The following is a 26,336-nucleotide window of genomic DNA, read 5'->3' on the forward strand; positions in this document are numbered from 1 at the left end:
TTGTTTGGGTAACAGACAGGTAACGAGGCGCGCCATGACCACTGATCAGATTATCCTGTTTTCGCTTTTTGGGCTGGTGTTTATTTTTCTTCTCTGGGGTAAATTTCGCTATGACCTGATTGCCTTTTCGGCGTTGTTGCTGGGCGTCGTTCTGGGGGTTGTCGACACCAAAGATGCCTTTAGCGGTTTTGGCCACCCGGCCACGATTGTGGTGGCATTGGTGCTGGTCGTGTCCGCCGGATTGATGCGCTCGGGTGCTGTCTTCCTGATCACGCGCACCTTGGTCGACAGCGCACGCGGGCTTGGCAGCCATATTGCGTTGATGGGTAGTATTGGCGCGATCCTGTCAGCTTTCATGAACAATGTCGCCGCCCTTGCACTGCTGATGCCTGTCGACATTCAGACTGCGCGCAAGGCAGGTCGGTCCCCTGCCCTGTCACTGATGCCCCTGTCGTTCGCCACGATCCTTGGTGGCATGGCGACACTGATTGGCACGCCGCCCAACATCATCATCGCCGCTATTCGCGGCGAAGCCATGGGCGAGCCTTACAAAATGTTCGATTTCGCCCCAGTGGGTGGGATCACGGCCATCGCTGGCCTAATTTTTGTGGCGCTGATCGGCTGGCGACTGATCCCGGCACGTGAAGATGCGGGAAAATCTGTTTCTGAGCTTGATAGTTACATCGCCGAACTGACTGTTCCGACAGAAAGCAAATTGCTTGGGCTACGGTTGGCCGAGCTACAAGAGGAAGCAGACGAGGCCGATGTCGCCATCATCGGTCTGATCCGCGACGGCAAACGCCGCTATGGTGCCGCACGCAACGTTAAACTTTTGGCCAAAGACACGCTGATCATTGAAGCCACTCCGGACGCTTTGGACGAATTTCGCACCGCTTTGAACCTAAATTTCTCAGATGAAAAACGCGAAGAGCATCTGAAAGCAGCGGGCGAAGGGCTCGACATGATCGAAGTGGTTGTGACCGACAGTTCGCGGATTGCCGGAAAAACAGCACAAGCTTTGGGTTTGGCTTGGCGGCAACGCTCGGTTCTGATGGGGATTTCCCGAGAGGGACGTCGCATCACCAGCCACGTGCGGCGCACCGAAATTCGCCCCGGTGATATTCTGTTGGTGTTGGTGCCTAAAGATCGCGGCGGCGATGTGACCGAATGGTTGGGATGTTTGCCGCTGGCCGACAAAGGCTATGTCGTCACCGACAACAAAAAGGTCTGGCTGGCCATCGGCCTGTTTGGTGGCGCGGTGCTCGCGGCCTCAGTTGGGCTGATCTATTTGCCGGTGGCTTTGGGCATCGTGGTGGTCGCCTATGTGCTGACGAAAATCATGCCAATCTCAGAGCTTTATGACCATATTGAATGGCCGGTCGTGGTTTTGCTTGGGTCCATGATCCCGCTGGGCGCTGCCTTGGAGCAGGCGGGTGGCACCAAATTAATCGCGGATTCATTGGTCGGCCTGACGAATGGCATGCCCGCATGGGCGGTGCTGACTGTCTTGATGATCGTGACGATGACCCTGTCTGATGTGTTAAACAACACAGCCACCACAATTGTGGCCGCACCCGTGGGCATCCAGATGGCCAACACGCTGGGCGTGTCGCCCGATCCTTTTTTGATGGCCGTCGCTGTGGCAGCGTCATCCGCATTCCTGACCCCGATTGGGCACAAGAACAACACCCTGATCCTTGGCCCCGGCGGATATCGCTTTGGCGATTATTGGCGCATGGGTTTGCCGTTGGAAATTCTGGTCGTGGCGGTGTCTGTGCCTGCTATTCTGGTGTTCTGGCCGCTTTAACGACACCCCATCAGGCGGGCCATATCCAGCATCCGACAGGAAAAACCCCATTCATTGTCGTACCAGCCAAAGACACGCAGCAAGCCCCCCACAGAAACAGACGTTTCTTGTGCTGACAGGATCAAGGATTCAGGCCGCATGCGCAAATCGGTGGAAACCAAAGGCTTTTCCGTCCAGCCAATCAAATGTGCCTTGTCCGCTTCGGCCTTGAGCAATGTGTTCACCCCATCCTGCGTTGTTGGCTTGTCGGTCTGAATAGTGAGATCAATCGCAGACACGCTGGCCGTTGGAACACGGATCGCACGCGCAAGTACCCGACCTGCAAGATCGGGCAAGACCTGGTCGATCAAACGGCCAGCACTTGTGGTGGTCGGCACCATAGAAAGCGCTGCCGCCCGGGATCGGGCCAGATCGGCGCGGGGTTTATCGACAGTGGGTTGGCTGCCGGTATAACAATGCACAGTTGTCATGTGACCACTGATCAGGCCGTATTCTGCATCCAGAAGTTTGAGAAGTGGGGCCAGAGCATTGGTTGTGCACGACGCGTTTGAAACAATCCGGTGATCGCCAAGCGCGGCCTCGTTTGCCCCTATCACAAGGGTCACATCCGCCTCATCCGAAGGCCCTGAAATCAACACAGATTTTGCGCCCGCCTCAAGCCCCCGTTCTGCCATATCCCGGGTTCCGGCCATGCCGGTGCATTCCAGAACGACGTCCACATTTCTTAGGTCGAGATCACGCAGATCATGCACATCGTGGAACGGGATCGCGTGTCCATCAAGGATCAAAGCCTTGTCGGCGGTTTCGACCGCGCCCAGATAGGTGCCGAACACGCTATCGTATTCAAAAAGATAGGCGCAGGTTTCCAGCGGCTCAATGTCGTTGATGCCGATGATTTCAATGTCCGAATGCTCACCCTTGGCCAGAATACGCAGCAACGTCCGTCCAATTCGGCCAAAACCATTCATAAAGATGCGGGTTTTCTGATCGGTCATGCGCGCCTCCTGTGGGTTGAGACGTTATCGACGGGTTTACCCTGCAAAAGCCAGTGTATTTTTGTGATGACGGGCATCAAGGGGCGTTGCCCCTCGGTCGGCGTGCCAAGGCACGCCGCTCTGACCTCATAGTACTTTGGAAATAATGAAGCCGGGTCTCAGCCAAGCTTCATATGGCGATTGACGTCTTTGTAGAGGAGATAGCGGAACCGACCCGGCCCACCAGCATAGCAGGCTTGTGGGCAGAAGGCGCGCAGCCACATGTAGTCACCGGCCTCAACTTCGACCCAATCCTGATTGAGACGGTAAACTGCTTTGCCTTCGAGCACATATAGTCCGTGCTCCATCACATGGGTTTCCGGAAATGGGATCACGCCGCCGGGTTCAAATGTCACGATGGTCACGTGCATGTCATGGCGCAGATCGGTTGGATCCACAAAACGCGTCGTTCCCCAAGCTTTGTCGGTTCCGGGCATCCATGTGGGCTCAATTTCTTTTTCATTGGCGACAAAGGCTTCGGGTTTTTCTAACCCATCCACAGCATCATAGGCCTTCCGAATCCAATGAAACTTGGCAAGTTCTTCGCTGTTGTTCTTGAGCGTCCACTGACAACCCGCCGGCAAATAGGCATACCCACCCTCGGCCAGAATATGCGGTTCACCTTCGACTGTTAGGGTCACTTCCCCGCCGGTAACAAACAGCACCCCTTGGGCGTTACTGTCCAACTCAGGCCGCTCACTTCCGCCGCCGGGCGCCACTTCAGCGATATAGTGCGAAAAGGTTTCCGCAAACCCCGACAATGGCCGTGCAATCACCCAGAAACGTGCCTCACTCCAAAATGGCAAGAAGGACGTAACAATATCTGTCATCGTGCCACGCGGGATCACCGCATAGGCATCGGTGAACATCGCGCGATCTGTCAAAAGTTGCGTTTGCGGCGGCAGGCCGCCCGCTGGGGTGTAGTATGTCGGGTTGCTCATCGTCATATCTCGGCTGTTCCGGGGTGGTGGCATCATGGCCCACGATCCCATCGGGGTCCAATGCCAAGCGACTGAGTCCACCTTGAAAGATTAACTTGGTTTATTTGATAATCACGCGACCTACAGCGGTTCGATAAGCTCGGGGCCGCAGGCGCGGTTTGAATTCACTGCCCGATCCACCTGATGAAACTGCAACAGATCATCAGGCGCCGCCTGCATCAGTTTTGCCGCGCCGTGCCCTTCTTCGCCCAACCAAAGCGGCCAGTCTTCGTGACTGACAATGACCGGCATGCGGTGATGTATCGAAGACATGGTCTTGTTCGCCCCGGTTGTAACAATGGCGCAGGTGTCGAACGTCAGGTCTTCAAAACTCCAGTTTTGCCAGATACCGGCCAAAGCCAGAGGACCCTGACTGTGAATATACCAAGGCCACCGCACACCGTCGTCGTCCTTGGTCCATTCATAAAAGCCCGTCACAGGGATCAGGCAACGGCTTTCCCGGCAGGCCGCGCGAAAAGCTGGTTTTTCGGCAATGGTTTCAGCACGCGCATTGATCAGCAATGGCCCGCCTTCCGTGGCCTTGTACCAATGCGGCAGGAACCCCCAGCGCATCGCCACCAATCTGCGCCCGTTTTCCGAACCGCGCACCACATGCACTTGCGTTGTCGGGCACACGTTGAAATTCGGCACATCAGGCAGATCGTTTGCCGGTGCCGCAGAAAACAGCTGCGCCATCGCGTCATGGGGTAAGGTGATTGCAAATCTGCCGCACATGTATACATCCTAACACCGGGTCGTTTAAGGCTCATACTGGAATTTTCGCAAAGGTCGTGATCATGGCAGTCACTCATCAGCAACACGCACAAAAAGTCATGTCTCTGATGAATGCAGGACAGTTTGTCCAAGCCGCAAAGGCCGCAAAGGCCGCACTTAAAAAGTTCCCCCGCGAAGGTAACTTTGCCAACGCTGCCGGTATGGCCATGGCCCAATCCGGAAACCTGCGCGAAGCCATCAGCTTTTTCTCCAAAGCTCTTAAGATCACACCCGGCGATCCGGGCGTTCAGGATAACCTTATTCAGGCACTTGTGATGACCGATCAGCACACCAAGGCCAACGAGCTGATTGACAAGCTTTTGCCCCGCCGTGCCGACCCATCCCAGTTGTACCACCTCAAAGCCTCGTCTTGCGCCCGTCAGGGAAATCCCGAAGCGGTAATCGAAGCTGCGAGCAAGGCCATTGCGGCCAGTCCCAAAATGTCTCTGTCCTACAACATCAGAGGCATCGCCCATACTGACCTGGGGCAAGACGAGCTGGCCTATGCAGATTTCGAAATTGCACATGAACTGACTCCGGCTGATCCGGATCCCCTTGCCAATATGGGTATTCCGCTGTCCAGATTGGACCGCACAGACGAGGCGATGGTCGCTATTGAAACGGCACTGACACTGCGGCCGGACCATATCAACGCAAACCATCGATATGCGGTGCAACTGGCCGAAGTTGGTCGGGTTGAAGATGCGATTGCCCAGTATCACAAGCTGTTAGAGATAGATCCGTTGCACGGCGAAGCCTATTCAGAACTGGTGCTGACGCAGTCCAAAGACCGCAATGCAGAATTGGAGCCCAAGCTGCGCACGGCTATCGCCAAATCGCCGAAGAAAGCCCCGGTGCAGATCTATTTGAACCTTGGTATGGGCAACTTGTTGTATCAACAGGGCAACTTTGAACAGGCAGGCCGTTTCTTGGCGGCGTCCAACGCACTTTCAGCCCAGATGAGACCCTATGATCGCACTGTCGCCGAGGCAGAGTTTGATCGCATCGTTTCGATGTTCCCTGCCGGTGATCTGGCTCCTGAAACCGGGGATATCGATGCTCCGCAGCCAATTTTCGTGCTTGGGCAGCCACGGTCAGGCACGACCCTGACCGAGATGATCCTCACGTCGCATCCCGACGTGCAGTCCTGTGGAGAGCTGCCGGGTGTCGGCAAGATCACATTGCCAATTGTCGAAGGTCAAGAGACGTTCGATGCGGCGACTTTTGCCCGCGAGTATCGTCAGAGATTGCCAAAAATGGACCCGGGCACATTGGCCTTTGTCGACAAAATGCCTGCCAATTATCGGTTCATAGGCTTCTTGCTTCATGCTTTTCCCAATGCAGGCATTGTACATATCGCCCGCGATCCGCGTGATGTGGCGCTTTCGATGTGGCGCAGCCATTTCCCGTCGGGGTGGCTGAATTTCACCTTTGAACTCAAAGCGATGGCGTTTAACGCCAACCTGTACCAACGCTATATGCAACATTGGAACACTTTGTACGGCGACCGTATTTTGACGTTGAACTATCGCGACATTGTCTCTGACGTTGAGGCCGCCAGCCACCAGTTAGCCGAGCAATGTGGCGTTGACTGGATACCCGAGATGGCCTCTCCAGAGCGCAACAAGGCAAAGGTACGCACAGCGTCTGTCGTGCAAGTCCGCCAAGGAGTTCACAAAAAATCCCTCGGTGGATGGCGCGCAATGGAACCGTCGCTACGACCCTTTATTGATGCGCTCGACCGGGACTTGTGGCCCGACCTGGATTGAGGGGCAAAAATGCAAAACCCGTTGCAACAAACCGCCGAGAAAATAGCAGCTCAGCTCGACGCCGGGCAGTTTAAGTTCGCAGCCAAGTCGGCGCGAGCGGCCTTTAAGAAACATCCCAAGTCTGGTGAATTTGCAAATCTGGCAGGCAGCGCATTGTCCAATCTGGGGCAACACCCACTGGCCAGCAGCTATTTTTTGAAGGCCTTGAAACTGTCACCCGGACATGAAGAGCTTCAAAACAATCTTGTTCAGTCGCTGATCATGGCGGATCAACGTGACAAGGCTCGAGAGTTGATCGACCGCTTTCTCACCAACCGCGATGCCCCGGCACATTTGTACTTTCTGCGCGCGTTGTCGCACAATGACCAAGGCGAAGAGCAAGCCGTGATTGAGGCAGCATCACAGGCCCTGCAACATGCGCCTGAAATGGTTCCCGCATTGAACATCCGGGGGCTGGCGCTGGCGGAAATTGGTGAAATTGATGAAGGGTTGGCCGATCTGGAGAAAGCTCAGGCTCTCAATCCGACGGATCCTGATACTTTGACCTATATCAGCCCCCTTCTGGCCAAACGCCTTCGCAACGAAGAGGCTTATCAAGTCGCCCTGAAGGCAGTGCAGCTTGCGCCTAACCACTTTGGCGCGCGCTACAACCTGGCCAGCCAACTCACTACCATGGGTCGCTTTGAAGAAGCCGCTGAGCATTTCTACAAGGTGCTCGACCTTAACCCCACACATGGCTTTGCTTTGTTTGAGCTTGCCCAATCTCAGACCCGGGACCAGAACGAGGCCTTTTTACCTCAACTTCAGGCCGCGCTGGGTAAAACACGACGAAATTCATTTGATTTTGTGCTCGCGAGTTTCGGGCTTGGCAATATCCTGTTGCGACAGGGGGACGAACGCGGCGCGACAAAACATCTGGCCATGGCCAACAAAGCTGCGGCCAGTCTACGCCCCTATGACCCGGCCCATGCAGAGCGTGAGTTTGAGGCCATTTGTGAACATTCCAAAGGTTTGAAACAGACCGGCACATCTGAGGGAAACACCACGCTTCAACCCATTTTTGTGCTGGGACAACCACGGTCAGGCACAACTTTGACCGAGATGATCCTGACGGCCCATTCGGATGTGATCAGCTGTGGAGAGCTGGAAGCCGGCCCAGACGCAATGGTAGCATTTGAAGACTATTCACGGCCTTTTGATGCTGACCTGTTCAAATTACGATATCTGCGTCATCTGCCAGCCGACACAAAAGGCGCCAACCGATTTGTCGATAAAATGCCGGGAAACTATAGGTTCATTGGTCATTTGCTGACCGCTTTTCCTGAGGCTCGGGTCGTGCACATAGCCCGGGACCCACGCGATGTCGCGTGGTCAATGTGGCGCAATTATTTCTTCGGAAACTGGATGAATTTTACATATAATATGAACTGGATGGCCCACCAGGCGAACTTGTATCGCCGCTATATGAACCTATGGGATCAGCGGTATCCGGACCAGATCTTGTCTCTGGACTATGCCGATATTGTTGCAGATGTCGAACTCGCCAGCCGCAAATTGGCCGATTTCTGCGGACTAAACTGGACTGAAGCTATGGCCGCGCCCGAGAAAAACGCGGCTCAGGTGAATACGGCCTCAGTCGTTCAAGTCCGTCAGGGCGTTCACAAGAAATCCGTCGGCGGGTGGCGGGCAATGGAACCATCGCTGCGGCCTTTCAATGACGCACTCGACCGGGATTTGTGGCCCGAACTTGATCTCGACTAATCAAAAGGTGATTTGACAATGGCAAATCCGGCGCAGATTCAGATGCAAAAAATCACCGCCCAGATGCGCGCGGGACAATTCACTGGGGCTGCGAAAACCGCCACCGCCGCATTTAAGAAATTTCCTCGTGAAATCGGTTTTGCCAATGCTGCAGGGTCGGCACACGCCCAGGCCGGGAATTTCCCGCAAGCCGTTTCGTTTTTCAACAAAGCTCTGGCGCTTGCGCCCGGTGATGCGGGCACACAAGACAACCTTCTGAGGGTCCTTGTTCAAGCCGGGCGTGCTGAAAAGGCGCTGGAATTAGTTGACCGCCTTTTGAAAAAGCGCGATGAAACCGTACCTTTGATGATCCTGAAGGCAAATGCCGAAATGGCACTCGAACGGTTCCATGACGCCATTGCCACCACATCTCAAGCTCTTGAAAGTGAAACTAAAATTTCCGAGATCTGGGCCCTCAGAGGCGCGGCCCATGATTGTGTAAGAGAGGACGATGCAGCGATTGCGGATTTTCAACAAGCCTTTGATCTTGCGCCATCGGACCCAACTCCGCTTGTAAACATGGCCGAGCCTTTGACCCGACGCCATCGCACGGACGATGCACTTGCTGTCTTGCAACAGGCTCTTCAAATTCGCCCGTCAGATTTGCGAGCCCGAAGGTTTTTGGCAATTCAGCTTGCTCAAGCAGGGCAAGGCGAAGCCGCCAAGGCCGAGTATCATCGCCTGATCGAAGCCGATCCCTTGGACGCACAAAGTTTTCGAGCCTTGGTTCTTGCGCAAACGGCGGAAGAAAACACAAAGCTCAAACCTGCACTTGAGGCTGCGTTGAAGCAGCTTCCTCAGAAATCCGAGGGGCAAGCGTCGTTAAACTTTGCCATGGGCAACTTATTGTTCCAGCACAAAGATTATGAAGGCGCGGCTTCCGCTCTGGCCCGGGCAAATTCCCTGACTGCCAAAACACGCCCCTTCAACAAAAAAGTGGCAGAGGCAGAATTTGAAACGCTGACCCGAAAACTGACTTCGACAAATGACCGTGACCCTGAGGTCAAATCAATGCCGCGCCCGATATTCATCATCGGGCAGCCCCGCTCGGGAACCACTTTGTGTGAAATGGTCCTGAGTGCGCATCCTCAGGTGGCAAGTTGCGGTGAAATGGAAGCGGCATCGCGGGTTTTGGATCCCGCATTAAGCAAGGGGGCTTTTGACCCAGTGACCCTCGCAGCGGCCTTTCAGGACGATCTGCCAGAAGCGGCACTCAAAGTGCAGGCTTTCGTGGATAAAATGCCTGCCAACTATCGGTATGTTGATGCCTTGCTAAAAACCTTCCCCGACGCAGTATTTGTGCACCTTACCCGGGACCCGCGCGATGTAGCATTGTCGATGTGGAGAAACTTTTTTCCCAATCCTTGGATGAACTTCACCTTTGATCAGCGTGCTATGGCCTACCAAGCGAACTTGTACCGACGTTACATGACGCATTGGCAAGACTTGTATCCGGATCGCATTTTAACATTAGATTACAAAGACATCGTGTCTGACATCGAAGGGGCAAGCCGCGAGATGGCAAAGTTCTGCGGGTTAGACTGGATCGCCGAAATGGCCGCCCCGGAAAAAAACACCGCAATGGTGCGCACGGCGTCCGTGACACAAGTACGTCAAGGGGTTCATCAAAAGTCACTGGGTGGTTGGCGCCGCTTTGAAAAGGCTCTGGCCCCATTTTGTGATGCTCTTGATCCAGCGCTTTGGCCCGATCTCGACTAACGGAAAGACGTGCGCGCGATCTCAAGGCGGGTTTCCATCATCGACATCTCTTTTAGGATGTCCTGGCGTTGGGTCCGGTCACCGGTTTCGCGCAATTCTTCTCTCAGCCGGCTTAGCTCTCGGCTGATTGAAACGTATTCAGGCACACCGCCACTCTCCCGAACAAGCCGGTTCAAAAGCGCGTCTTGGGGATCATCCTCCTGAGGCAGCGGTTTGCCCGCCCCTTCGAGATTATCAAAGGCGCCGTCTTTCTGGGCTTGCTGGATTTTCTGATCAATCAGATCGAATAGCGGATGATCCATGAGCACTCCGAATAAAAGACCCCGCCAGTTTCCCGGCGGGGTCGCGACTGTCAAGACAGCGCATTTACTTCTGGGTGATGCGCCCATCTGTATACGACGTGTAGGGCGCATTCTTGGCCATGTACTCGGCCAAAACATCCGCCAGATCAGGGCCGTAGTCATAGGCATTTTCGGCACTGCGGAACATTTTGTAACCGTCGCCACCGCCCCGCACATAGTTGTTCGACACCAGTGTGTAGGTTTTGGCCGGATCAATCGGTCCCCACGCGCCGCCTTCCATCACCATCACATCACTGACTCGTCCTTCGTTTGGTGCAACCTCAGCACTCCAAGAAAACTTTAGGCCCGCGACTTGTGGGAAGCGGCCTTTGACCTCTTCTACCTGGCTCACGCCGTTTTCCAGCGCGTCTATCACAGTTTGACCCGACACCTGAAAGGTCGACAGCGTGTTTTGGAACGGCAGCACCGTCAGCACTTCGCCCATAGTCACCTCGCCCGTGTCAATTGAGGCGCGAATGCCACCCGAGTTGGCAATCGCGATGCTCACACCTTGATCCGCTACGCGATCCAGCATGGCGTCAGCAATCAGATTGCCCATGGCGCATTCCTGTACCCGGCATACTTCACGATCACCGACGATGGGCTCGGCTGCCGAAGCCACAACCTTTTGACGAATTTCTTCCAGCGGCCCGGCCAGCTCGGCGATACGCGCCTTGGTGTCCCCGTCTTCAGCCACGGCAGCATCCATGATGATAGGCTCACCGACCGCTTCGGTGATCTCGCCTGCGTCATTGAAGGTGACATTCAATTCACCCAGAAATTTGCCGTATGCGTAGGCCTGCACAATTGCCGTGCTGCCCACCATGGTCGGATATGGCCCTTTGGCGCGGTCTGACGTGTTGGACAGATAGGTGTTATCATGTCCGCCCACGATCACATCCACACCCGTGGTTTTGGCCGCAACATGCTGATCGACGCCATACCCCGAGTGGCTGAGCACGATGATCTTGTTCACGCCCATTTCGGTCAATTTGTCGACTTCGCCCTGCACCGCGGCCACCGGATCAGAAAAGGTCACATTGGGACCCGGGCTGGCCAGCTCATCCGTGTCCTGAGGTGTCAGGCCAATCAGGCCGATCTTTTCACCACCTCTTTCGATGACCACCGATTTCTGCAGTTTGCCAGCGAGCATTTCTTCGGCACTGACATCCGCGTTGGACATCACAACCGGAAAGTTCACCGCATCCATAAAGCCACGCAGCACTTCCGGGCCATCGTCAAACTCGTGGTTGCCGACGGTCATGCCGTCATACCCCATTTTGTTCATCATCTCGGCGGCAGCTTTGCCCTTATAATAGGTGTAAAATAGCGTGCCCTGAAACTGGTCACCACCATCCACGAGAATCGCATTGTTAGAACGCGCACGCGCTTCGGCGACTGCTGTCATCAATCGGGCCGAACCACCAAAGCATTTGCCTTCGACGTTTTTGTCCTCCGAACACCCTGAATCATATTTGCTAATCGGTTCAAATCGTGAGTGAAAATCGTTGGTGTGCAATATGGTCAGCGAATAATCTGCCATTGCTGCACCAGTACTAAAAGCGATGGCGGCCACACTTGTCATGACACGAGAAAACATCGGCACTCCCCTTCCGTTGGACAATTTAAAGGGCAATGGTGACTCCGTTTTGACCTTTGAGTCAAAACTTCTCTCGCTTGACCTTGCGGCCGAAGCGTTGCACATGGGTTTTATGCTGATTTTCAAGATTTTCCGGTCCACAGAATGGGCTGAGTTGCGCGCAAACGGCGAGACCGCCGGGGCGCCTATCGATGTCACCGATGGCTATGTGCATTTTTCAACTGCTGAGCAGGCCGCCGAAACTGCTGCCAAGCATTTTGCGGGTGAAAAGGGTTTGTTTCTTCTTGGTGTTGAGACTGACGCTTTGGGGGACGATCTGGTTTGGGAACCATCGCGCGGAGGGGCATTGTTCCCTCATCTTTACCGGGTTTTCAAAATCGAAGATGTGGCCTGGGCGCAGCCCTTGCCGCTGCAAGACGGGGTGCATCAATTCCCGGCAGGACTTGGCTTATGAAACTCATTGAAACCTTTGGTATGCGGGCTTTGCGCTCGATTGATCCCGAAGCGGCGCATGGCTGGGCCTTGCGCGCCTTGCAGATGGGGTTGGCCCCGGCCCCGGGTAAGATTACGTCAGATCGGCTGAAGACCACTTTCGCAGGGATTGATCTGGCGAACCCTGTGGGATTGGCCGCTGGATTTGACAAAAACGCCACTGCCTTAAAAGGTCTTTCCAAAGCGGGGTTTGGGTTTTTCGAAGTGGGGGCTGCGACGCCTCGCCCACAGCCCGGCAACCCAAAGCCACGGCTGTTCCGCCTGACCGAAGACTACGCCGCCATCAACCGGTTTGGCTTTAACAACGACGGGATGGAGGCGATTGCAGCACGACTGGCAAACCGACCCAAAGACGCCGTGATTGGCCTTAACCTTGGGGCCAACAAAGACAGCGACGACCGTGCCAGCGATTTTGCCAAAGTGCTGGCGTGTTGTGGTGCGCATTTGGATTTCGCCACGGTGAATGTATCATCGCCAAACACCGAAAAGCTCCGGGATTTGCAAGGCAAAGCGGCTTTGTCTGCCCTGCTGGCGGGTGTCATGGAGACCCGTAACGGACTGGCCAAACACATCCCTGTGTTCCTAAAAATTGCGCCTGATTTGTCGGATGCAGAGATCGCGGAAATCGCGGAAGTGGCGATCGAGTCCAAACTGGACGCCGTGATTACCACGAACACAACACTGGATCGCAAGGCACTGACATCTCAGCATAAAAATGAAGCTGGCGGCCTGTCTGGCGCCCCATTATTCACTAAGTCCACGCGTGTTCTGGCGCGTTTGTCGCAGCTGACCGAAGGCAAGATGCCACTGGTGGGCGTGGGCGGTATCTGCAATGCGCAGGACGCATATGACAAGATCTGCGCAGGCGCATCGGTGGTGCAGCTCTATACCGCGCTGGTCTATGGCGGTTTGTCCCTCGCGGAAGACATCATTCGCGGGCTGGATAAGCTGTTAGAGCAAGACGGGTTTGGCAATGTCGCCGAGGCGGTAGGCAGCAAACGGGAGAATTGGCTATGATTACCATCTGGCACAATCCACGCTGTTCAAAATCGCGTCAAACGCTTGCTCTTGTTGAGGAAAAAGGCGCGGTTGAGGTTGTAAAATACCTAGAAGCCAAGCTCAGCGAGAGCGACATCACTGCAGTGCGTGACTTGCTGGGGATGAAGGCCATCGACATGATGCGCCCAAAAGAACCAGAGTTTTCCGCGCTGGGCCTATCCAAATCTGATGACGACAAAACCCTGATTTCTGCTATGGCGAAATGTCCGAAACTGATTGAACGGCCGATTGTAATTGCCGGCAACAAAGCCGCCATTGGGCGCCCCCCCGAAGCTGTTCTGGAAATTCTCTGAAACAGATCGCGCCGCGTGCGTTTTTGGCAGAATAACCGGTTTGTACAAAACTTTTTCGGCACGTAACCGTTTTGTACAAAACCGGATCAACCGCAATATCCGGTTAATCGGCCCCGGCTGCACGCTCGAGAGCGGGATATTTCAACCAAAGTGTCACCCCCCGCGCGACAAAGCTGATCAGCAGCGCAACCCACAGTCCGTGGTTTCCCCAGAGCGGCATGAGCACCAGAACCGCGGCCACATAAACCAAAAGCGATATGGCCATCATATTGCGCATGTCGCGGGTTCGAGTCGCGCCTATGAAAATGCCATCCAGCATCCAGCTCGTCACACCGACAAGCGGAGCTGCCACCATATAGGGCAGATAGGCCCGTGCCTCGATCCGCACATCCGGCGCCTTGGCCAATAGATCAACGATGGCCCCTCCGGCGAGCGCAAAGGCAAGCGCAAGAACCGCCACGATCACAACACCCCAAAGGCTGCTCATCCAGGCCGACCGCCGCAACGCCAGACGGTTGCGCGCACCCAGCGCCTGGCCGACCAAGGCTTCGGCTGCGAAAGCAAAGCCATCAAGCGCGTGACCGGTAATTTGCAGGAACTGCATCAGTACCTGATTTGCGGCCAGCGTCACATCGCCGAACCGCGCACCAAGGAAAATGAACGACAAAAACATCGCCTGTAGCATCAACGAGCGAGTCATAATGTCAGAATTAACTGCCATGACTTCACGCAGGCGCGCGCGATCAAACACCCGAACCCAGTCTCTCCAGGCGGGTTCACGAAAGGCGCCACGACATAGCCAAATGCCCAGAACAAAACCACTCCATTCCGCCAGAAACGTCGCAAAAGCAACGCCTGAAACGCCCCAGTCCAGACCAAGCACGAACCACAGATCCAACACGATATTCAGGCCGTTCATCCACAGTTGGAGCCATAGAACTGCCCGGGCGCGTTCCAGCGCAATCAGCCAGCCAGTGACGCCATAAAGAGCGATTGCAGCAGGTGCGCTGTAGACCCGGATCAGCAGGTATTGGCGCGCCAATGCTTCGACCTCTGCGCTGGCCGGCGACATTTTGAACGCCAGCCAATAGAGGGGGATTTGCAACAGAATGATCGCGATGCCTGCAATCACTCCCAGCATCAGAGAGCGGGTCAACATGGCCGAGACTTCGCCGGTGCGCCCTGCCCCATAGGCTTGCGACGTCAATCCGGTTGTGCCCATGCGCAAAAACCCGAACACCCAATAAAAAGTGGTCAGAACAATCGCGCCTATGCCTACAGCGCCAATCGGTGCCGCCAGTCCCAGCTGCCCAACCACACCCGTATCCACAGCCCCGAGAATGGGGACCGTGGAATTGGCAATCACAATCGGAATGGCGGTCTTCAGAACCCGGCGATGGGTGATCCCGTGGGTTTCAGCCATCCTGTTTCGATGGCATCAAAAAGTGACCTGTGGCTTGTGCAAACAGTTTGCCACGCTGATCTTGCCAGGCTTCGACATGCACGCTTGCGTATCGGCGCCCCGAACGGTTGACCCGCGCCCGCGCATAGGCATCTCGCGGCAGGCCAGAGCGCAAATAGTCGACGTTAAAGTCAATCGTCTTGGGCAGACGCGGCAAATGACCGATTGCCAGTTCATCTGAATCAAAATTGCCGGTTTCGATGTCCTCCCAAAGAACCGACCACGCCAACCCGATCACCGCCGTGGTTTCCAGAAATCCGGCAATGGCCCCACCGTGCAAGGCAGGCAACATAGGATTGCCGATCAGTTTTTCATCGAAAGGCATCACGGCGGTCAGTTCGTCCCCGCGCCGATCAAATTCAATCCCCATATACTGTACATAAGGCACACCATGCACCAACCCGCTGAGGGCGGCATCACGGCGTTGCTTGACCACCTGAACGGGTTCAATCGGTTTGCGGCTCATGACAGACCCTCGACTGTAAAGGCCCCGGTGGCTGTCGCGACGGGGTTGTCTTGGTCATCATCCATCGCAACCGCGCGCACAAAAGCCACTGACCGGGTGATGTGATAGCATTCTGCGCGCGTACGCACGTTCTGACCCGGTGTCGCAGCACGCATATAGTCGATCCGCAGATCAATGGTTGCGGTTCCGGCGGGCGATGAAGGGTGACTCATCGCGGCGGCCCCGCAGCAGGTATCCATCAACGCCGACACCGCCCCACCGTGCAGGACACCGGTTTCCGGATCTCCGACCAGACGCAAGTCATAAGGCAGCTCCATCACAGCGACTCCATCGCCGATTTCAGTCAGCGTCATACCAAGCGCCTTGCAATGTGGAATTGCGCTGATGAACTGCTTTGCCATTTTTACTTTTTGGTGGGCCATGTGCGTTTCCTGAATTTCCCTGTCCTTTATGAGCCTCATTTTCAGATCTCTGCAAGGGGCGGTTGCACCCCGCAAAAAGCCAGAATAGGCTTGGCGGTACTGGAGAATTACCAAATGACCGAAGAACGCCTGTCTTTTAAGGAAATGTGTGCCAAGTTTGATGTGACGCCCAGAACGTTGCGTTACTATGAATATATTGAACTGCTTCAACCCGACCGCGAAGGCCGGTCCCGGTTTTTTGGTCCTCGGGAAGTGGCGCGAATGACGTTGATCATGCGGGGGCGTCGGTTTGGGATCAAACTCGAAGATATTCGCCAGTGGTTGCTGATTTATGAACACGAAGGCACCTCGGCGCAGATGCAGGCCTTTGTGGATATGGCTGATCGCCAATACGCCGAGCTGGAAGAGCAAAAACGCCAGCTGGAAGAAGCCATGCACGAACTAAAGACGTTGCGCGACGAAACAGCGGCATTGGTCGACGGTTAATTGCGACCCAAAACCAACTTTTCCACTGCGCTTTTCTGAAAAAATTCACTTTACCTTTACAAACAATACGTCAACTAAGAAGTGACGTAACGTTTCGCTTACGTCAACGTAAAGCAATGTTGTATCCAGATCGGCAACTACCAATTTGTCTATGGAACGACACGACGAGGTTGACGACATGATCGATGGGACACTGACAATTCGCGAAATGTGCGATGCGTATGATGTAACACCCCGCACCCTGCGGTTCTATGAGGCCAAGGAACTTCTGTTCCCAATCCGAGAGGGTCAAAAGCGGCTTTTCACCAAGCGCGACCGCGCCCGACTCAAGCTTATTTTGCGCGGCAAACGTTTTGGCTTTTCGTTGGAAGAAATTCGCCAGCTGCTTGATCTTTATGACATGGACGATCATCAAGCGACGCAGTTTAAGCGTACCTATGAGGTCGCACAAGCCCGCCTTCAGGACATGATCGAACAACGCGATGAGCTGAACGAAGCCATCGACGATCTGAAAGAACAGCTCAAATGGGGTGAACGCATTATCACCTCATTTAACACCACTAAAAAAGCCGCAGAATAAGCAGGGAACAAACCGATGCCGATTTATAAAGCCCCCGTAAAAGACCTCCAATTTGTCCTGCATGACGTTCTGGACGTGTCCCAATCCGACATTCCCGGTTATGATGATATGGACGCTGATTTCACCAAGGCCGTGCTGGAAGAATCCGGCAAACTGACGAGCGAATTACTGGCGCCTCTGAACGTCGTTGGCGATCAGGAAGGCTGCCGTCTGGAAAACGGTGTTGTTTATACCCCCACCGGTTTCAAAGCGGCGTTTGAACAAGTCAAAGAAGGTGGCTGGACCGGTCTGGACATGCCCGAACAATACGGTGGTCAAAACCTGCCCTATGTTCTGAGTACCGCCGTTGGCGAAATGTTCTCAGCATCAAACCAGGCGTTTACCATGTATCAGGGTCTGACCCATGGTGCGGCTGCCGCGATCCTTGCGCATGGCACCGATCAGCAGAAAGATACCTATCTTCCAAAAATGGTCTCGTGCGAATGGACCGGCACGATGAACCTGACCGAACCGCACTGCGGCACCGATCTCGGTCTGATGCGCACCAAAGCCGACCCTGCGGGTGACGGCAGCTACAAGATTTCCGGCCAAAAGATCTTTATCTCGTCTGGCGACCACGACATGGCCGACAACATTGTGCACCTTGTTCTGGCCAAAATCCCCGGCGGCCCCGAAGGCATCAAAGGTGTATCCCTGTTCATCGTGCCCAAGTTCATCGTCAAAGACGATGGCACGCCCGGCGAGCGCAATGGTGTTTCGGTCGGAGCGCTTGAGAAAAAGATGGGTATTCACGGCAACTCGACCTGTGTGCTGAACTATGACGAAGCCACAGGATACCTTCTGGGTGAAGAAAACAAAGGCATGCGCGCCATGTTCACCATGATGAACGAAGCGCGTCTGGGTGTTGGCATGCAAGGGCTGTCGGCCGCTGAAGCCGCCTATCAGAACGCTGTGGAATACGCCAAGGACCGCTTGCAGGGCCGCGATGTCACCGGCACCAAGAACCCTGATGGCCCGGCCGATCCATTGATCGTGCACCCTGACATTCGCCGTTCGCTCATGGATCAGAAATCTTTCGTCGAAGGGGCGCGCGCCTTTATCCTATGGGGCGCACAGATGATCGATGCGGCACACCGCAGTGAGGACAAGGATGCCGATGGTCTGGTATCGCTGTTGACCCCTGTCATCAAAGGCTTCCTGACAGACGAAGGTTACGACATGACCGTGCTGGCACAGCAAGTGTACGGTGGTCACGGCTATATCGAAGAACACGGCATGAGCCAGTTCACGCGCGATGCGCGGATTGCGATGATCTATGAGGGGGCCAATGGCGTTCAGGCGCTGGACCTTGTTGGTCGCAAGCTGGCGCAGGACGGCGGCAAACACGTGATGGCCTTCTTTGATCTGGTCAAATCCTTCTGCAAGGACAATGGCGACGACGACGCCATGGCCGATTTCATTGAACCATTGAAAGCTGCGTCTAAAGATCTGCAAACCGCCAGCATGTACTTTATGCAAAACGGTGTGAAAGATCCGAACCACGCATTGGCGGGCTCGTATGATTTCATGCATCTGTTTGGGCATGTGTGTCTGGGTCTGATGTGGGCGAAAATGGCCAAGGCCGCGACGTCACAATTGGCCGCGGGCACATCTGACGCCGCGTTCTGCGAGACCAAGCTGACCACCGGTCGCTACTATATGGCTCGTCGTCTGCCCGCTACTGGCATGCATCTGGCCCGCATTCAATCCGGTGCGGATACAGTCATGGCCTTGCACGCAGACGCGTTTTAATCGGAACGGCGGGGTGAACCCCGCCCGACCACAGGGCCTTATTGGGAGGACAGATGCCAAAACGATTTCGACTGACCCGCCGCTTTCCGGTCGCCATGACCGAAGACGGCTATCGCAAGCTGCGCAGTTTTGCAGCAGAGGCCGGGTTGGACGAAGGCGAAGCGCTGTCCTTTCTGTTTGAAAACTTCGCGTCCGTCACGGACGAAGAAAAGCTGGCCCAGAAATTGCGACTGTTTAATTCCGAGCTTGAGGCGCGCAAGCGCTGATCCGCCGGAGGGAGAATGATATGACGTCCAGCTGGATGACCGACGAACACCAGATGCTGTCCGAGATGACAGCAAAATTCATCAACGATGAATGGGCTCCGCGTTTTGACAAATGGCGCAAACAGGGCGAAATGGATCGCAGCACATGGAACGAGGCCGGAGAGTTGGGCCTTTTGTGCCCCTCGATCCCCGAGGAATATGGCGGCGTTGGCGGCGATTTCGGCCACGAGGCAGTGATCCTGATGGAAAGCAACCGCGCCAATCTGGCCAGCTGGGGGCACGGCATCCATTCCGGCATCGTGGCACATTACATTCTGGAATACGGCTCGGAAGAGCAGAAACAACGCTGGCTGCCGAAAATGGCCACCGGCGAGATGGTCGGCGCGCTGGCGATGACCGAACCTTCGGGCGGCTCGGACGTGCAGGCAATCAAAACCCGCGCGGTGAAAGACGGCAACGCCTACCGGCTGTCGGGATCCAAGACCTTTATCACCAACGGACAGCACGCCGATCTGGTAATTGTGGCGGCCAAGACCGACCCCAAAGCAGGCGCCAAGGGCACGTCGTTGGTGGTGGTTGAAACCGCCAAGGCGGAAGGTTTCTCGCGCGGGCGCAATTTGGAAAAAATCGGCTGCCACGCTGCGGACACGTCAGAGCTGTTCTTCGACAATGTCGAAATTCCGCCCGAAAACCTCCTTGGCGGTGAAGAGGGCCAGGGGTTTTATCAGATGATGAAACAACTGGGCCAGGAACGTCTGGTCATTGCCTGTATCGCCCAAGGGTCGATGGAAGGCGCGGTTGAGCGCACCATCGCCTATTGCAAGGAACGCGAAGCCTTTGGTGGGCCGATCATGCAGTTCCAGAACACGCGGTTTAAACTGGCCGAATGCCTGACCAAAACCAAGGTCGCACGTGCCTTTCTGGATGAATGTATCTCTGAGCTGATCGCTGGCGAGCTGACAGTTGAGAAGGCCGCGATGGCGAAATACTGGATCACGGACACGCAAGGAGAAGTGTTGGATGAATGCCTGCAACTCTTTGGGGGCTATGGCTATATGCAGGAATACTCGATCGGCGAAATGTGGGTCGATGCACGGGTGCAACGGATCTACGGCGGCACCAATGAAATCATGAAGGAACTGATTTCAAGGTCACTTTGAATTGAAGGCGACGTTTTAGGAGGATGATGTTGGATTATGAGTATTTAGAGCGAGATGAAGCGGGGCGTCCACCCTGCCATCCGGCCCAGCGTTTGCCAGCGGGACGGCAGGGCTTCACCTCGCGCGGCCATCGGCTCTCCAGCCTGTACCGCAGTTCTGATATTCGCGCGTTAACCTTAATGGCGCGTAAACCCGCCTCTTCATCTTGCCAGAAATACTCTGCGGGGGAAGTTCAAAATGCATGCATTTTGAACTGGGGGTGCAAAACCCCCGCTGCCTCGCCAACCATAGGGAAATGCGCATGACCATTAAACTCTACTGCTTCGGAGAAAGCGGTCATTCTTACAAGGCCGCGTTGGCTCTTGAACTGAGCGGTCTTGATTGGGAGCCGGTCAAGGTCGACTTTTTCGCAGGCGAAACCCGCAGTGCAGACTACCGCGAAAACGTCAATGAGCTGGGCGAAGCGCCTGTGCTGGTGGATGGCGATTTCAAGACCAGCCAGTCGGGGGCTATTCAGGCCTATGTCACCGAGATATCCGGCAAGTTCGGCGGCAAGACCCGCGACGAGAATTACGACATTTTCCGCTGGGTTTTGTGGGACAACCACAAACTGTCATCGTTTGCGGGCATGACCCGGTTCCTGATGAATTTCCTGCCCGAGGACAAACAGCCCAAAGAGGTGATTGGCTTCAATCTGGGCCGCCTCAAGGGGGCTTATGACATCCTGAACAAACACCTTGAGGGCCGCGACTGGATTGTGGGTGATGGTGTCACCAACGCTGACCTGACTTGCTGCGGCTACCTGTTTTACAACGAACCCTTTGGGTTTGATCGCGCCGAGTGGCCCAATATCGACCGCTGGCTTTCAAACATCCAGGCCCTTGAGGGCTGGAAACACCCTTATGACCTGATGCCCGGTTCCCCCGCGGACCGCACCTGACAAGGAGAAACTGATGACCGAAGCTTATATCTATGACGCGGTGCGCACGCCGCGCGGCAAGGGCCGCAAGGACGGCGCCCTGCACGAAGTCACCTCGGTACGCCTGTCGGCCACCGTGTTGAACAGCCTGAAAGACCGCAACGGTCTGGACGGCCACGCGGTGGAAGACGTGATCTGGGGCAATGTCACCCAGGTGAAAGAACAGGGCGGCTGTCTGGCACGGACCGCCGTGCTGGCATCTGACCTTGACGAGTCGATCCCCGGTCTGGCGATCAACCGTTTCTGTGCGAGCGGCATGGAAGCTGTGAACCTGGCGGCCAATCAGGTCAAAGGCGGCGCCGGTGATGCCTATATCGCTGGCGGCGTGGAAATGATGGGTCGTGTGGCCATGGGGTCAGACGGGGCCGCCGTGGCTGTGGATCCGACCGTGGCGATGGACCAGTATTTTGTGCCGCAAGGCATCTCGGCCGACATTATCGCAACCGAGTATGGCTTTAGCCGCGATCAGGCCGACGCACTGGCCGTTGAATCGCAGCGCCGAGCTAAGGCCGCGTGGGATGACAACCGTTTTGACAAGTCGATCATTGCGGTGAACGACGTCAATGGCCTGCCGATCCTCGACTATGACGAATACATGCGTCCGCAGACAGACATGCAGTCCTTGGGCGCACTAAAGGCGTCTTTTGCGGAAATGGGTCAGGTGATGCCCGGTTTCGACAAGATCGCGCTGATGAAATACCCGCATCTTGAGGCGATCAACCACATCCACCACGCGGGCAACTCGTCCGGTATTGTGGATGGTTCGGCTGGTGTGCTGATTGGCAACGAAGAGTTCGGCAAAAAGTATGGCCTGAAGCCACGCGCGCGCATCCGCCAGACCTGTAAAATCGGCACCGATCCGACGATCATGCTGACGGGTCCTGTACCTGCGACGCAAAAGATCCTTGCTGATAGTGGCATGACCATTGGTGACATTGACCTGTTTGAGGTGAATGAGGCTTTTGCCAGCGTTGTAATGCGCTTTCAGCAGGCGTTCGACGTCGACCCCGCCCTTGTGAACGTCAATGGCGGCTCAATCGCCATGGGTCACCCGCTGGGGGCCACCGGCGCGATCATCATCGGCACGCTTCTGGACGAGCTGGAGCGCTCGGACAAAGAGGTCGGTCTGGCAACCCTGTGCATTGCATCCGGCATGGGTGCAGCCACCATCATCGAACGCGTGTAAGGAGTTAAAAACATGAGCGATTTCAATCTCTCCGTAGACGCAGATGGCGTCGGGATCATCACCTGGGACACGGCTGGTAAGTCGATGAACGTGATGACAGAGCAAGCTTTCAGCGATCTGAATGCCATCATCGACACGGTGCTGTCGGATGACGCCATCAAAGGCGCGGTAATCACCTCGGGCAAAGAAGGCTCGTTTGCCGGTGGTATGGACCTCAATGTGTTGGCCGAAATGGGCAAACGTGGCGGCGACAACCCGGCGCAGGGCATGTTTGACGGTGTGATGTCGATGCACAGCGTTCTGCGCAAGATCGAGCGCGCAGGCATGGATGCCAAGACCAACAAAGGCGGCAAGCCCATTGCCTGTGTGTTGCCCGGCACCGCGTTGGGCATTGGTCTGGAGCTGCCGTTGTCGACGCACCGCATCTTTGCCGCCGACAACCCCAAAGCCAAGATCGGCCTGCCGGAGATTATGGTCGGCATCTTCCCCGGTGGCGGTGGTACCACGCGCATGGTGCGCAAAATGGGTGCCATGGCGGCCTCGCCTTTCCTGTTGCAAGGCAAGATGGTGGACCCCAAGAAAGCCAAGATGGCGGGCATCATCGATGAGGTCAGCGAAGACCCGATGGCGGATGCCAAGGCCTGGGTTCTCTCTGAGCCGAAGATCGTCAAACCCTGGGATGAAAAAGGCTATAAAATGCCCGGCGGCGAGCCCTATCACCCCGCAGGTTTCATGACCTTTGTTGGCGCCAATGCGATGGTCAACGGCAACACGTGGGGTGTTTACCCTGCTGCCAAGGCATTGTTGAGCGCAGTGTACGAAGGTGCGATGGTGCCGTTTGACACCGCAATCAAGATCGAAGCGCGCTGGTTTACCAATGTGCTGGTGAACCCCTCGTCCTCGGCCATGATCCGGTCCTTGTTCATCAACAAGGAAGCGCTGGAAAAAGGCGCGAACCGTCCTGACGTGCCCGACCAGCGCGTCAAGAAAGTGGGCGTCTTGGGTGCGGGCATGATGGGTGCTGGTATCGCGTTGGTCTCGGCCAAGGCAGGCATGGATGTTGTGCTGATCGACACCAATCAGGAAGCAGCGGATCGCGGCAAAGCCTATTCCGAGAGCTTCATGGACAAGGGCATCAAGCGCAAGAAGGCGACGCCTGAGCAGAAAGATGCGATGCTGGCCAGGATCAACGCCACCACCGATCTGAACGCTTTGGCTGATGTCGATCTGATCATCGAAGCCGTGTTCGAAGACCCCGGCGTCAAAGCCGAGATGACCAAAAAGGTTGAGGCGATCATCCCCGAGGATGCGATCTTTGCCTCGAACACCTCGACCTTGCCGATCACCGGTCTGGCCAAGGCGTCTGTGCGCAAGGATCAGTTCATCGGCATCCACTTCTTCTCGCCGGTTGAGAAGATGGCGCTGGTGGAAATCATCAAGGGCCGCGAAACCGGACCACGTGCGGTGGCCAAAGCGCTGGACTATGTGCGTCAGATCAAGAAGACACCGATTGTCGTGAATGACGAGCGCTTTTTCTATGCCAACCGCTGCATCATTCCTTACATCAACGAGGGCGTGATGATGACCGGCGAAGGGGTGGCTCCGCAGCTTTTGGACCATGCCGCGCAGCTGCTCGGCTTCCCGGTTGGACCGATCCAGCTGGTGGATGAAACCTCGCTTGATCTGGGTGCCAAGATCGCCAAGGCGACGATGGCGGCGATGGGCAATGCCTATCCGAAATCCGTGGCTGATGATGTCACCTTCTGGATGGTTGATGAGGGTCGCTTTGGTCGCAAAGCCAAGGCCGGGTTCTTTGACTATGACGAGAACGGCAAACGTCTGGGCTATTGGAAAGGCTTTGCCGACAAGTTCCCGCAGCTGGAAGAGCAACCGGATGTGACCGAGGTTCAGCATCGCCTGATTTTTGCACAGGTTCTGGAAGCCGTGCGCGCGTTGGAAGCAGATGTGCTGGAAGACATCCGCGAAGGCGACGTGGGCGCGATCCTGGGTTGGGGCTTTATGCCTTGGTCGGGTGGTCCGTTCTCATGGCTGGACATCGTGGGTGCGCCTTGGGCGGCGGCAAAATGTGACGAGCTGACCGAGAAATTCGGTGAGCGGTTCACCTGCCCACCGCTGTTGCGTGAAATGGCCGAGAAGAACCAGACTTTCTATGGTCGCTTTGGTGAGGCTGCAAAAGCAGCCTAAATTCCGAAAGATACTAATAAAGGGCGCATCCTCTTGGTGCGCCCTTTGTTTTTGGTTGCCGTTGAATGGTCAACTCGCCGATTTTGTTTCGGCACGCGCATTAAGCGTTTCAACCAGCTCTTGTTCGAGGTGCGCAAGAAAGGCCTTGGCCTGCATATGATCCAATTTCGGGATCCCGGTTGTTGTTGCCTCAATACTCTCACGATCGCCTGACGCATCCAAACTCAGCGCGCTCAATATAGAAGGGCAACAGGCAATTGCCCCATTCGCAACGGGAACAAGTTCCTCCTGATCGAAGTGCAGCTGATACAACTTGGCCGGGACATCGGGTTGAAACAGCTCAATACCGATAAACCCAATCAGATCAGCCCCCTGGAGTAAGGCAAACCTGCTGCCGTTTTGTTTTTCAAAAGCCTTTGAAGCGAGCGCCACCATGGTTTCGCCTTGCAAAACCAGATCTTCTTCATTGCCCAACGCCCCGCTTGGGACGAAAAGAGGACAGACACTCGACGGGCAAGTGCCGGGTTGCTTCCAGATGTCGATCACGGTGATCTGGCGCACGGGCTGAAGGCCGTTTTCAAACGTAAAAACCATATCGCCTTCGACCAACCAGGCAACGTTACGCCAATCGCTTTCCATCCGAACAGTGGTGCCTTCAACAAAGCCATCTTCACCGCAACGAGCGCACGCCATACCGACCTGGGCAAACTCGCATTTGATGTGACTCATTGAATGCGTACCAAACATTGCGCGCCCTTTTTGTTCTTAACCGGAAGGTGAGGCAAAATCATGAAAATGGGCCACTACACAGCCCAACTGAGGGTTGCTCAACGCGCGCTCTACCTAAGAGTGTATGAACATCGCAACAATAATGCAAGGAGAAGTTTACCTAACGTAAACTTGCACTTGGATGTTGTGGCTGTCTGCTTCCTCAGAAAAAAACGTCCGAGACAAAATCCCGGACGTTCTTTTTTCTGTCAGGCCTTTGAGCTTAGGCAACTGCGCACTGTAGGTCATCCTGAAAACAGGCTGCCTCAAGCACGCGCATGGCAACAGGCAAAGGAAGCATGTTGTAGTTTCCAGCTGCGCCATATTTTGGCAGCATACCCGCGCCCAGCCCCCAGTGGGCCTGACAAAACATCAAAGCACCCTGGTCTGCAAAGACCATCTGATCCTCTTCAAAAACTGGCAAAGCAACTTCGACTGTACCGTATGGGTTTTCGCGTTCCACACCATCAAGAACATCGAGAGCAGCGCCCGGGACAACGGCAAAGGGGTCCCCCCACTGGTCCACAATCGCGTCACTTTCGATCAGGACACCTTGGTGAGGCATCACCAGCATGTCGTGACGATTGCCCAGAACGCCCTCGGGCACCATCAGAGGCCAAAGCGCTTCGGGGCACGGGCCGATGCCCCCCCAAAGCTCGTCGCGCATCACGGCAGTCACGCGTTGCATGCCGCCGTCAAAAGTCAGCACGTCGTCTCCCGGACGCAAGGTTTCTACCGGCTGCCAGCCATTTTGTGTCGCAACATGTGTGCCCTCAACAAGACCACAACCGGCGCCCAGCAAAACTGGATCCTGAAGGTTTTGTACAGGAGACACCATTTGGGTGTTCGATTCCTGTGATGGGTTCCATCCAAACATTGTTTTCCCCTAGTGTCTGG

25 protein-coding genes are annotated in these 26,336 nt (G+C 55.5%); 15 read left to right on the forward strand and 10 right to left on the reverse strand.

All coding sequences use genetic code 11. The features are described 5' to 3' along the window. The first annotated feature begins 34 nt into the window (after positions 1-34). Positions 35-1,807, forward strand: a complete 1,773-nt coding sequence (locus BUC32_RS14880; RefSeq protein ID WP_073254535.1) for an SLC13 family permease — start codon at positions 35-37, stop codon at positions 1,805-1,807. On the opposite strand, the gene BUC32_RS14885 is transcribed toward BUC32_RS14880, so the two are convergent. The 3 genes from BUC32_RS14885 to BUC32_RS14895 all read right to left on the reverse strand — a co-directional run bounded on the left by BUC32_RS14885 (position 1,804) and on the right by BUC32_RS14895 (position 4,556). Next, complete coding sequence (locus tag BUC32_RS14885) at positions 1,804-2,802, reverse strand: type I glyceraldehyde-3-phosphate dehydrogenase (RefSeq protein ID WP_073254537.1); 999 nt, start codon at positions 2,800-2,802, stop codon at positions 1,804-1,806. The two genes, BUC32_RS14880 and BUC32_RS14885, sit on opposite strands and share 4 nt — an antisense overlap. Positions 2,803-2,960: 158 nt before the next feature. Further along, positions 2,961-3,782, reverse strand: a complete 822-nt coding sequence (locus BUC32_RS14890) for a bifunctional allantoicase/(S)-ureidoglycine aminohydrolase (protein ID WP_073254705.1) — start codon at positions 3,780-3,782, stop codon at positions 2,961-2,963. A 120-nt stretch (positions 3,783-3,902) separates the two neighbouring features. Beyond that, positions 3,903-4,556 carry an SOS response-associated peptidase gene (locus BUC32_RS14895; protein WP_073254539.1) on the reverse strand — a complete coding sequence of 218 codons (654 nt, stop codon included), beginning with the start codon at positions 4,554-4,556 and terminating at the stop codon, positions 3,903-3,905. Positions 4,557-4,618: 62 nt separating this feature from the next. On the opposite strand from BUC32_RS14895, the gene BUC32_RS14900 reads away from it, so the two are divergent. Genes BUC32_RS14900 through BUC32_RS14910 form a run of 3 tightly spaced genes read left to right on the forward strand, consistent with a single transcriptional unit; the run spans position 4,619 to position 9,883 of the window. Next, the gene (locus BUC32_RS14900; protein WP_073254541.1) at positions 4,619-6,364 is read left to right on the forward strand and encodes a tetratricopeptide repeat-containing sulfotransferase family protein; all 1,746 of its coding nucleotides are present in this window, start codon (positions 4,619-4,621) and stop codon (positions 6,362-6,364) included. Positions 6,365-6,373: 9 nt separating this feature from the next. Next, complete coding sequence (locus tag BUC32_RS14905) at positions 6,374-8,125, forward strand: tetratricopeptide repeat-containing sulfotransferase family protein (protein ID WP_073254544.1); 1,752 nt, start codon at positions 6,374-6,376, stop codon at positions 8,123-8,125. An 18-nt stretch (positions 8,126-8,143) separates the two neighbouring features. Then, a complete protein-coding gene (locus BUC32_RS14910; protein ID WP_073254547.1) occupies positions 8,144-9,883 on the forward strand; it encodes a tetratricopeptide repeat-containing sulfotransferase family protein in 1,740 nt (579 codons plus the stop codon). On the opposite strand, the gene BUC32_RS14915 is transcribed toward BUC32_RS14910, so the two are convergent. Both BUC32_RS14915 and BUC32_RS14920 read right to left on the reverse strand, forming a co-directional pair. Further along, complete coding sequence (locus BUC32_RS14915) at positions 9,880-10,185, reverse strand: DnaJ family domain-containing protein (protein ID WP_073254550.1); 306 nt, start codon at positions 10,183-10,185, stop codon at positions 9,880-9,882. The two genes, BUC32_RS14910 and BUC32_RS14915, sit on opposite strands and share 4 nt — an antisense overlap. Positions 10,186-10,249: 64 nt before the next feature. Next, positions 10,250-11,824: a bifunctional metallophosphatase/5'-nucleotidase gene (locus BUC32_RS14920; RefSeq protein WP_073254553.1), complete on the reverse strand. Its 1,575-nt coding sequence runs from the start codon at positions 11,822-11,824 to the stop codon at positions 10,250-10,252. 112 nt (positions 11,825-11,936) lie between these two features. Here BUC32_RS14920 and BUC32_RS14925 point away from each other — a divergent pair, with 112 nt between their 5' ends. Genes BUC32_RS14925 through arsC form a run of 3 tightly spaced genes read left to right on the forward strand, consistent with a single transcriptional unit; the run spans position 11,937 to position 13,668 of the window. Next, positions 11,937-12,278: a DUF952 domain-containing protein gene (locus tag BUC32_RS14925; RefSeq protein ID WP_073254708.1), complete on the forward strand. Its 342-nt coding sequence runs from the start codon at positions 11,937-11,939 to the stop codon at positions 12,276-12,278. Beyond that, a complete protein-coding gene (locus BUC32_RS14930; RefSeq protein WP_073254556.1) occupies positions 12,275-13,333 on the forward strand; it encodes a quinone-dependent dihydroorotate dehydrogenase in 1,059 nt (352 codons plus the stop codon). The genes BUC32_RS14925 and BUC32_RS14930 overlap by 4 nt, the downstream gene beginning before the upstream one ends. Next, on the forward strand, positions 13,330-13,668 hold the full coding sequence (gene arsC, locus BUC32_RS14935) for an arsenate reductase (glutaredoxin) (RefSeq protein WP_073254559.1): 339 nt from the start codon (positions 13,330-13,332) through the stop codon (positions 13,666-13,668). The genes BUC32_RS14930 and arsC overlap by 4 nt, the downstream gene beginning before the upstream one ends. Before the next feature lie 103 nt (positions 13,669-13,771). Here the strand turns inward: arsC and BUC32_RS14940 are convergent, their stop codons facing one another. From BUC32_RS14940 to BUC32_RS14950, 3 genes are read right to left on the reverse strand one after another with little or no spacing between them, the layout of a single operon-like run. After that, on the reverse strand, positions 13,772-15,091 hold the full coding sequence (locus BUC32_RS14940; RefSeq protein WP_073254562.1) for an MATE family efflux transporter: 1,320 nt from the start codon (positions 15,089-15,091) through the stop codon (positions 13,772-13,774). Further along, positions 15,084-15,596 carry a PaaI family thioesterase gene (locus BUC32_RS14945; protein WP_073254565.1) on the reverse strand — a complete coding sequence of 171 codons (513 nt, stop codon included), beginning with the start codon at positions 15,594-15,596 and terminating at the stop codon, positions 15,084-15,086. Before BUC32_RS14945 ends, BUC32_RS14940 begins: the two co-directional genes overlap by 8 nt. After that, a complete protein-coding gene (locus BUC32_RS14950) occupies positions 15,593-16,018 on the reverse strand; it encodes a PaaI family thioesterase (RefSeq protein ID WP_073254568.1) in 426 nt (141 codons plus the stop codon). Before BUC32_RS14950 ends, BUC32_RS14945 begins: the two co-directional genes overlap by 4 nt. A gap of 114 nt (positions 16,019-16,132) precedes the next feature. Between BUC32_RS14950 and BUC32_RS14955 the strand changes: the two genes are divergently transcribed. From BUC32_RS14955 to BUC32_RS14990, 8 genes are all read left to right on the forward strand, one after another. Next, positions 16,133-16,504 carry a MerR family transcriptional regulator gene (locus BUC32_RS14955; RefSeq protein WP_073254571.1) on the forward strand — a complete coding sequence of 124 codons (372 nt, stop codon included), beginning with the start codon at positions 16,133-16,135 and terminating at the stop codon, positions 16,502-16,504. A 178-nt stretch (positions 16,505-16,682) separates the two neighbouring features. Next, positions 16,683-17,084: a MerR family transcriptional regulator gene (locus BUC32_RS14960; protein ID WP_073254711.1), complete on the forward strand. Its 402-nt coding sequence runs from the start codon at positions 16,683-16,685 to the stop codon at positions 17,082-17,084. 15 nt (positions 17,085-17,099) lie between these two features. Further along, complete coding sequence (locus BUC32_RS14965; protein ID WP_073254574.1) at positions 17,100-18,875, forward strand: acyl-CoA dehydrogenase C-terminal domain-containing protein; 1,776 nt, start codon at positions 17,100-17,102, stop codon at positions 18,873-18,875. Positions 18,876-18,928: 53 nt separating this feature from the next. Then, a complete protein-coding gene (locus BUC32_RS14970; protein ID WP_073254577.1) occupies positions 18,929-19,141 on the forward strand; it encodes a hypothetical protein in 213 nt (70 codons plus the stop codon). Positions 19,142-19,161: 20 nt separating this feature from the next. Beyond that, a complete protein-coding gene (locus BUC32_RS14975) occupies positions 19,162-20,301 on the forward strand; it encodes an acyl-CoA dehydrogenase family protein (protein ID WP_073254580.1) in 1,140 nt (379 codons plus the stop codon). A 301-nt stretch (positions 20,302-20,602) separates the two neighbouring features. Next, entirely contained in the window at positions 20,603-21,241 is a 639-nt protein-coding gene (locus tag BUC32_RS14980; RefSeq protein ID WP_073254714.1) for a glutathione S-transferase family protein, read from the forward strand. Between the two features lie 13 nt (positions 21,242-21,254). Continuing rightward, positions 21,255-22,466 carry an acetyl-CoA C-acetyltransferase gene (locus BUC32_RS14985; RefSeq protein ID WP_073254583.1) on the forward strand — a complete coding sequence of 404 codons (1,212 nt, stop codon included), beginning with the start codon at positions 21,255-21,257 and terminating at the stop codon, positions 22,464-22,466. A gap of 12 nt (positions 22,467-22,478) precedes the next feature. Further along, on the forward strand, positions 22,479-24,671 hold the full coding sequence (locus tag BUC32_RS14990; RefSeq protein ID WP_073254586.1) for a 3-hydroxyacyl-CoA dehydrogenase NAD-binding domain-containing protein: 2,193 nt from the start codon (positions 22,479-22,481) through the stop codon (positions 24,669-24,671). 69 nt (positions 24,672-24,740) lie between these two features. On the opposite strand, the gene BUC32_RS14995 is transcribed toward BUC32_RS14990, so the two are convergent. Together BUC32_RS14995 and BUC32_RS15000 are read right to left on the reverse strand one after the other, a co-directional pair. Then, positions 24,741-25,400: a Hint domain-containing protein gene (locus tag BUC32_RS14995; protein WP_175556948.1), complete on the reverse strand. Its 660-nt coding sequence runs from the start codon at positions 25,398-25,400 to the stop codon at positions 24,741-24,743. 262 nt (positions 25,401-25,662) lie between these two features. Further along, positions 25,663-26,316 carry a Hint domain-containing protein gene (locus tag BUC32_RS15000; protein WP_083599347.1) on the reverse strand — a complete coding sequence of 218 codons (654 nt, stop codon included), beginning with the start codon at positions 26,314-26,316 and terminating at the stop codon, positions 25,663-25,665. Between the last annotated feature and the right edge of the window lie 20 nt (positions 26,317-26,336).

This window comes from Shimia gijangensis, assembly GCF_900142085.1.
Lineage (GTDB): Bacteria > Pseudomonadota > Alphaproteobacteria > Rhodobacterales > Rhodobacteraceae > Shimia > Shimia gijangensis.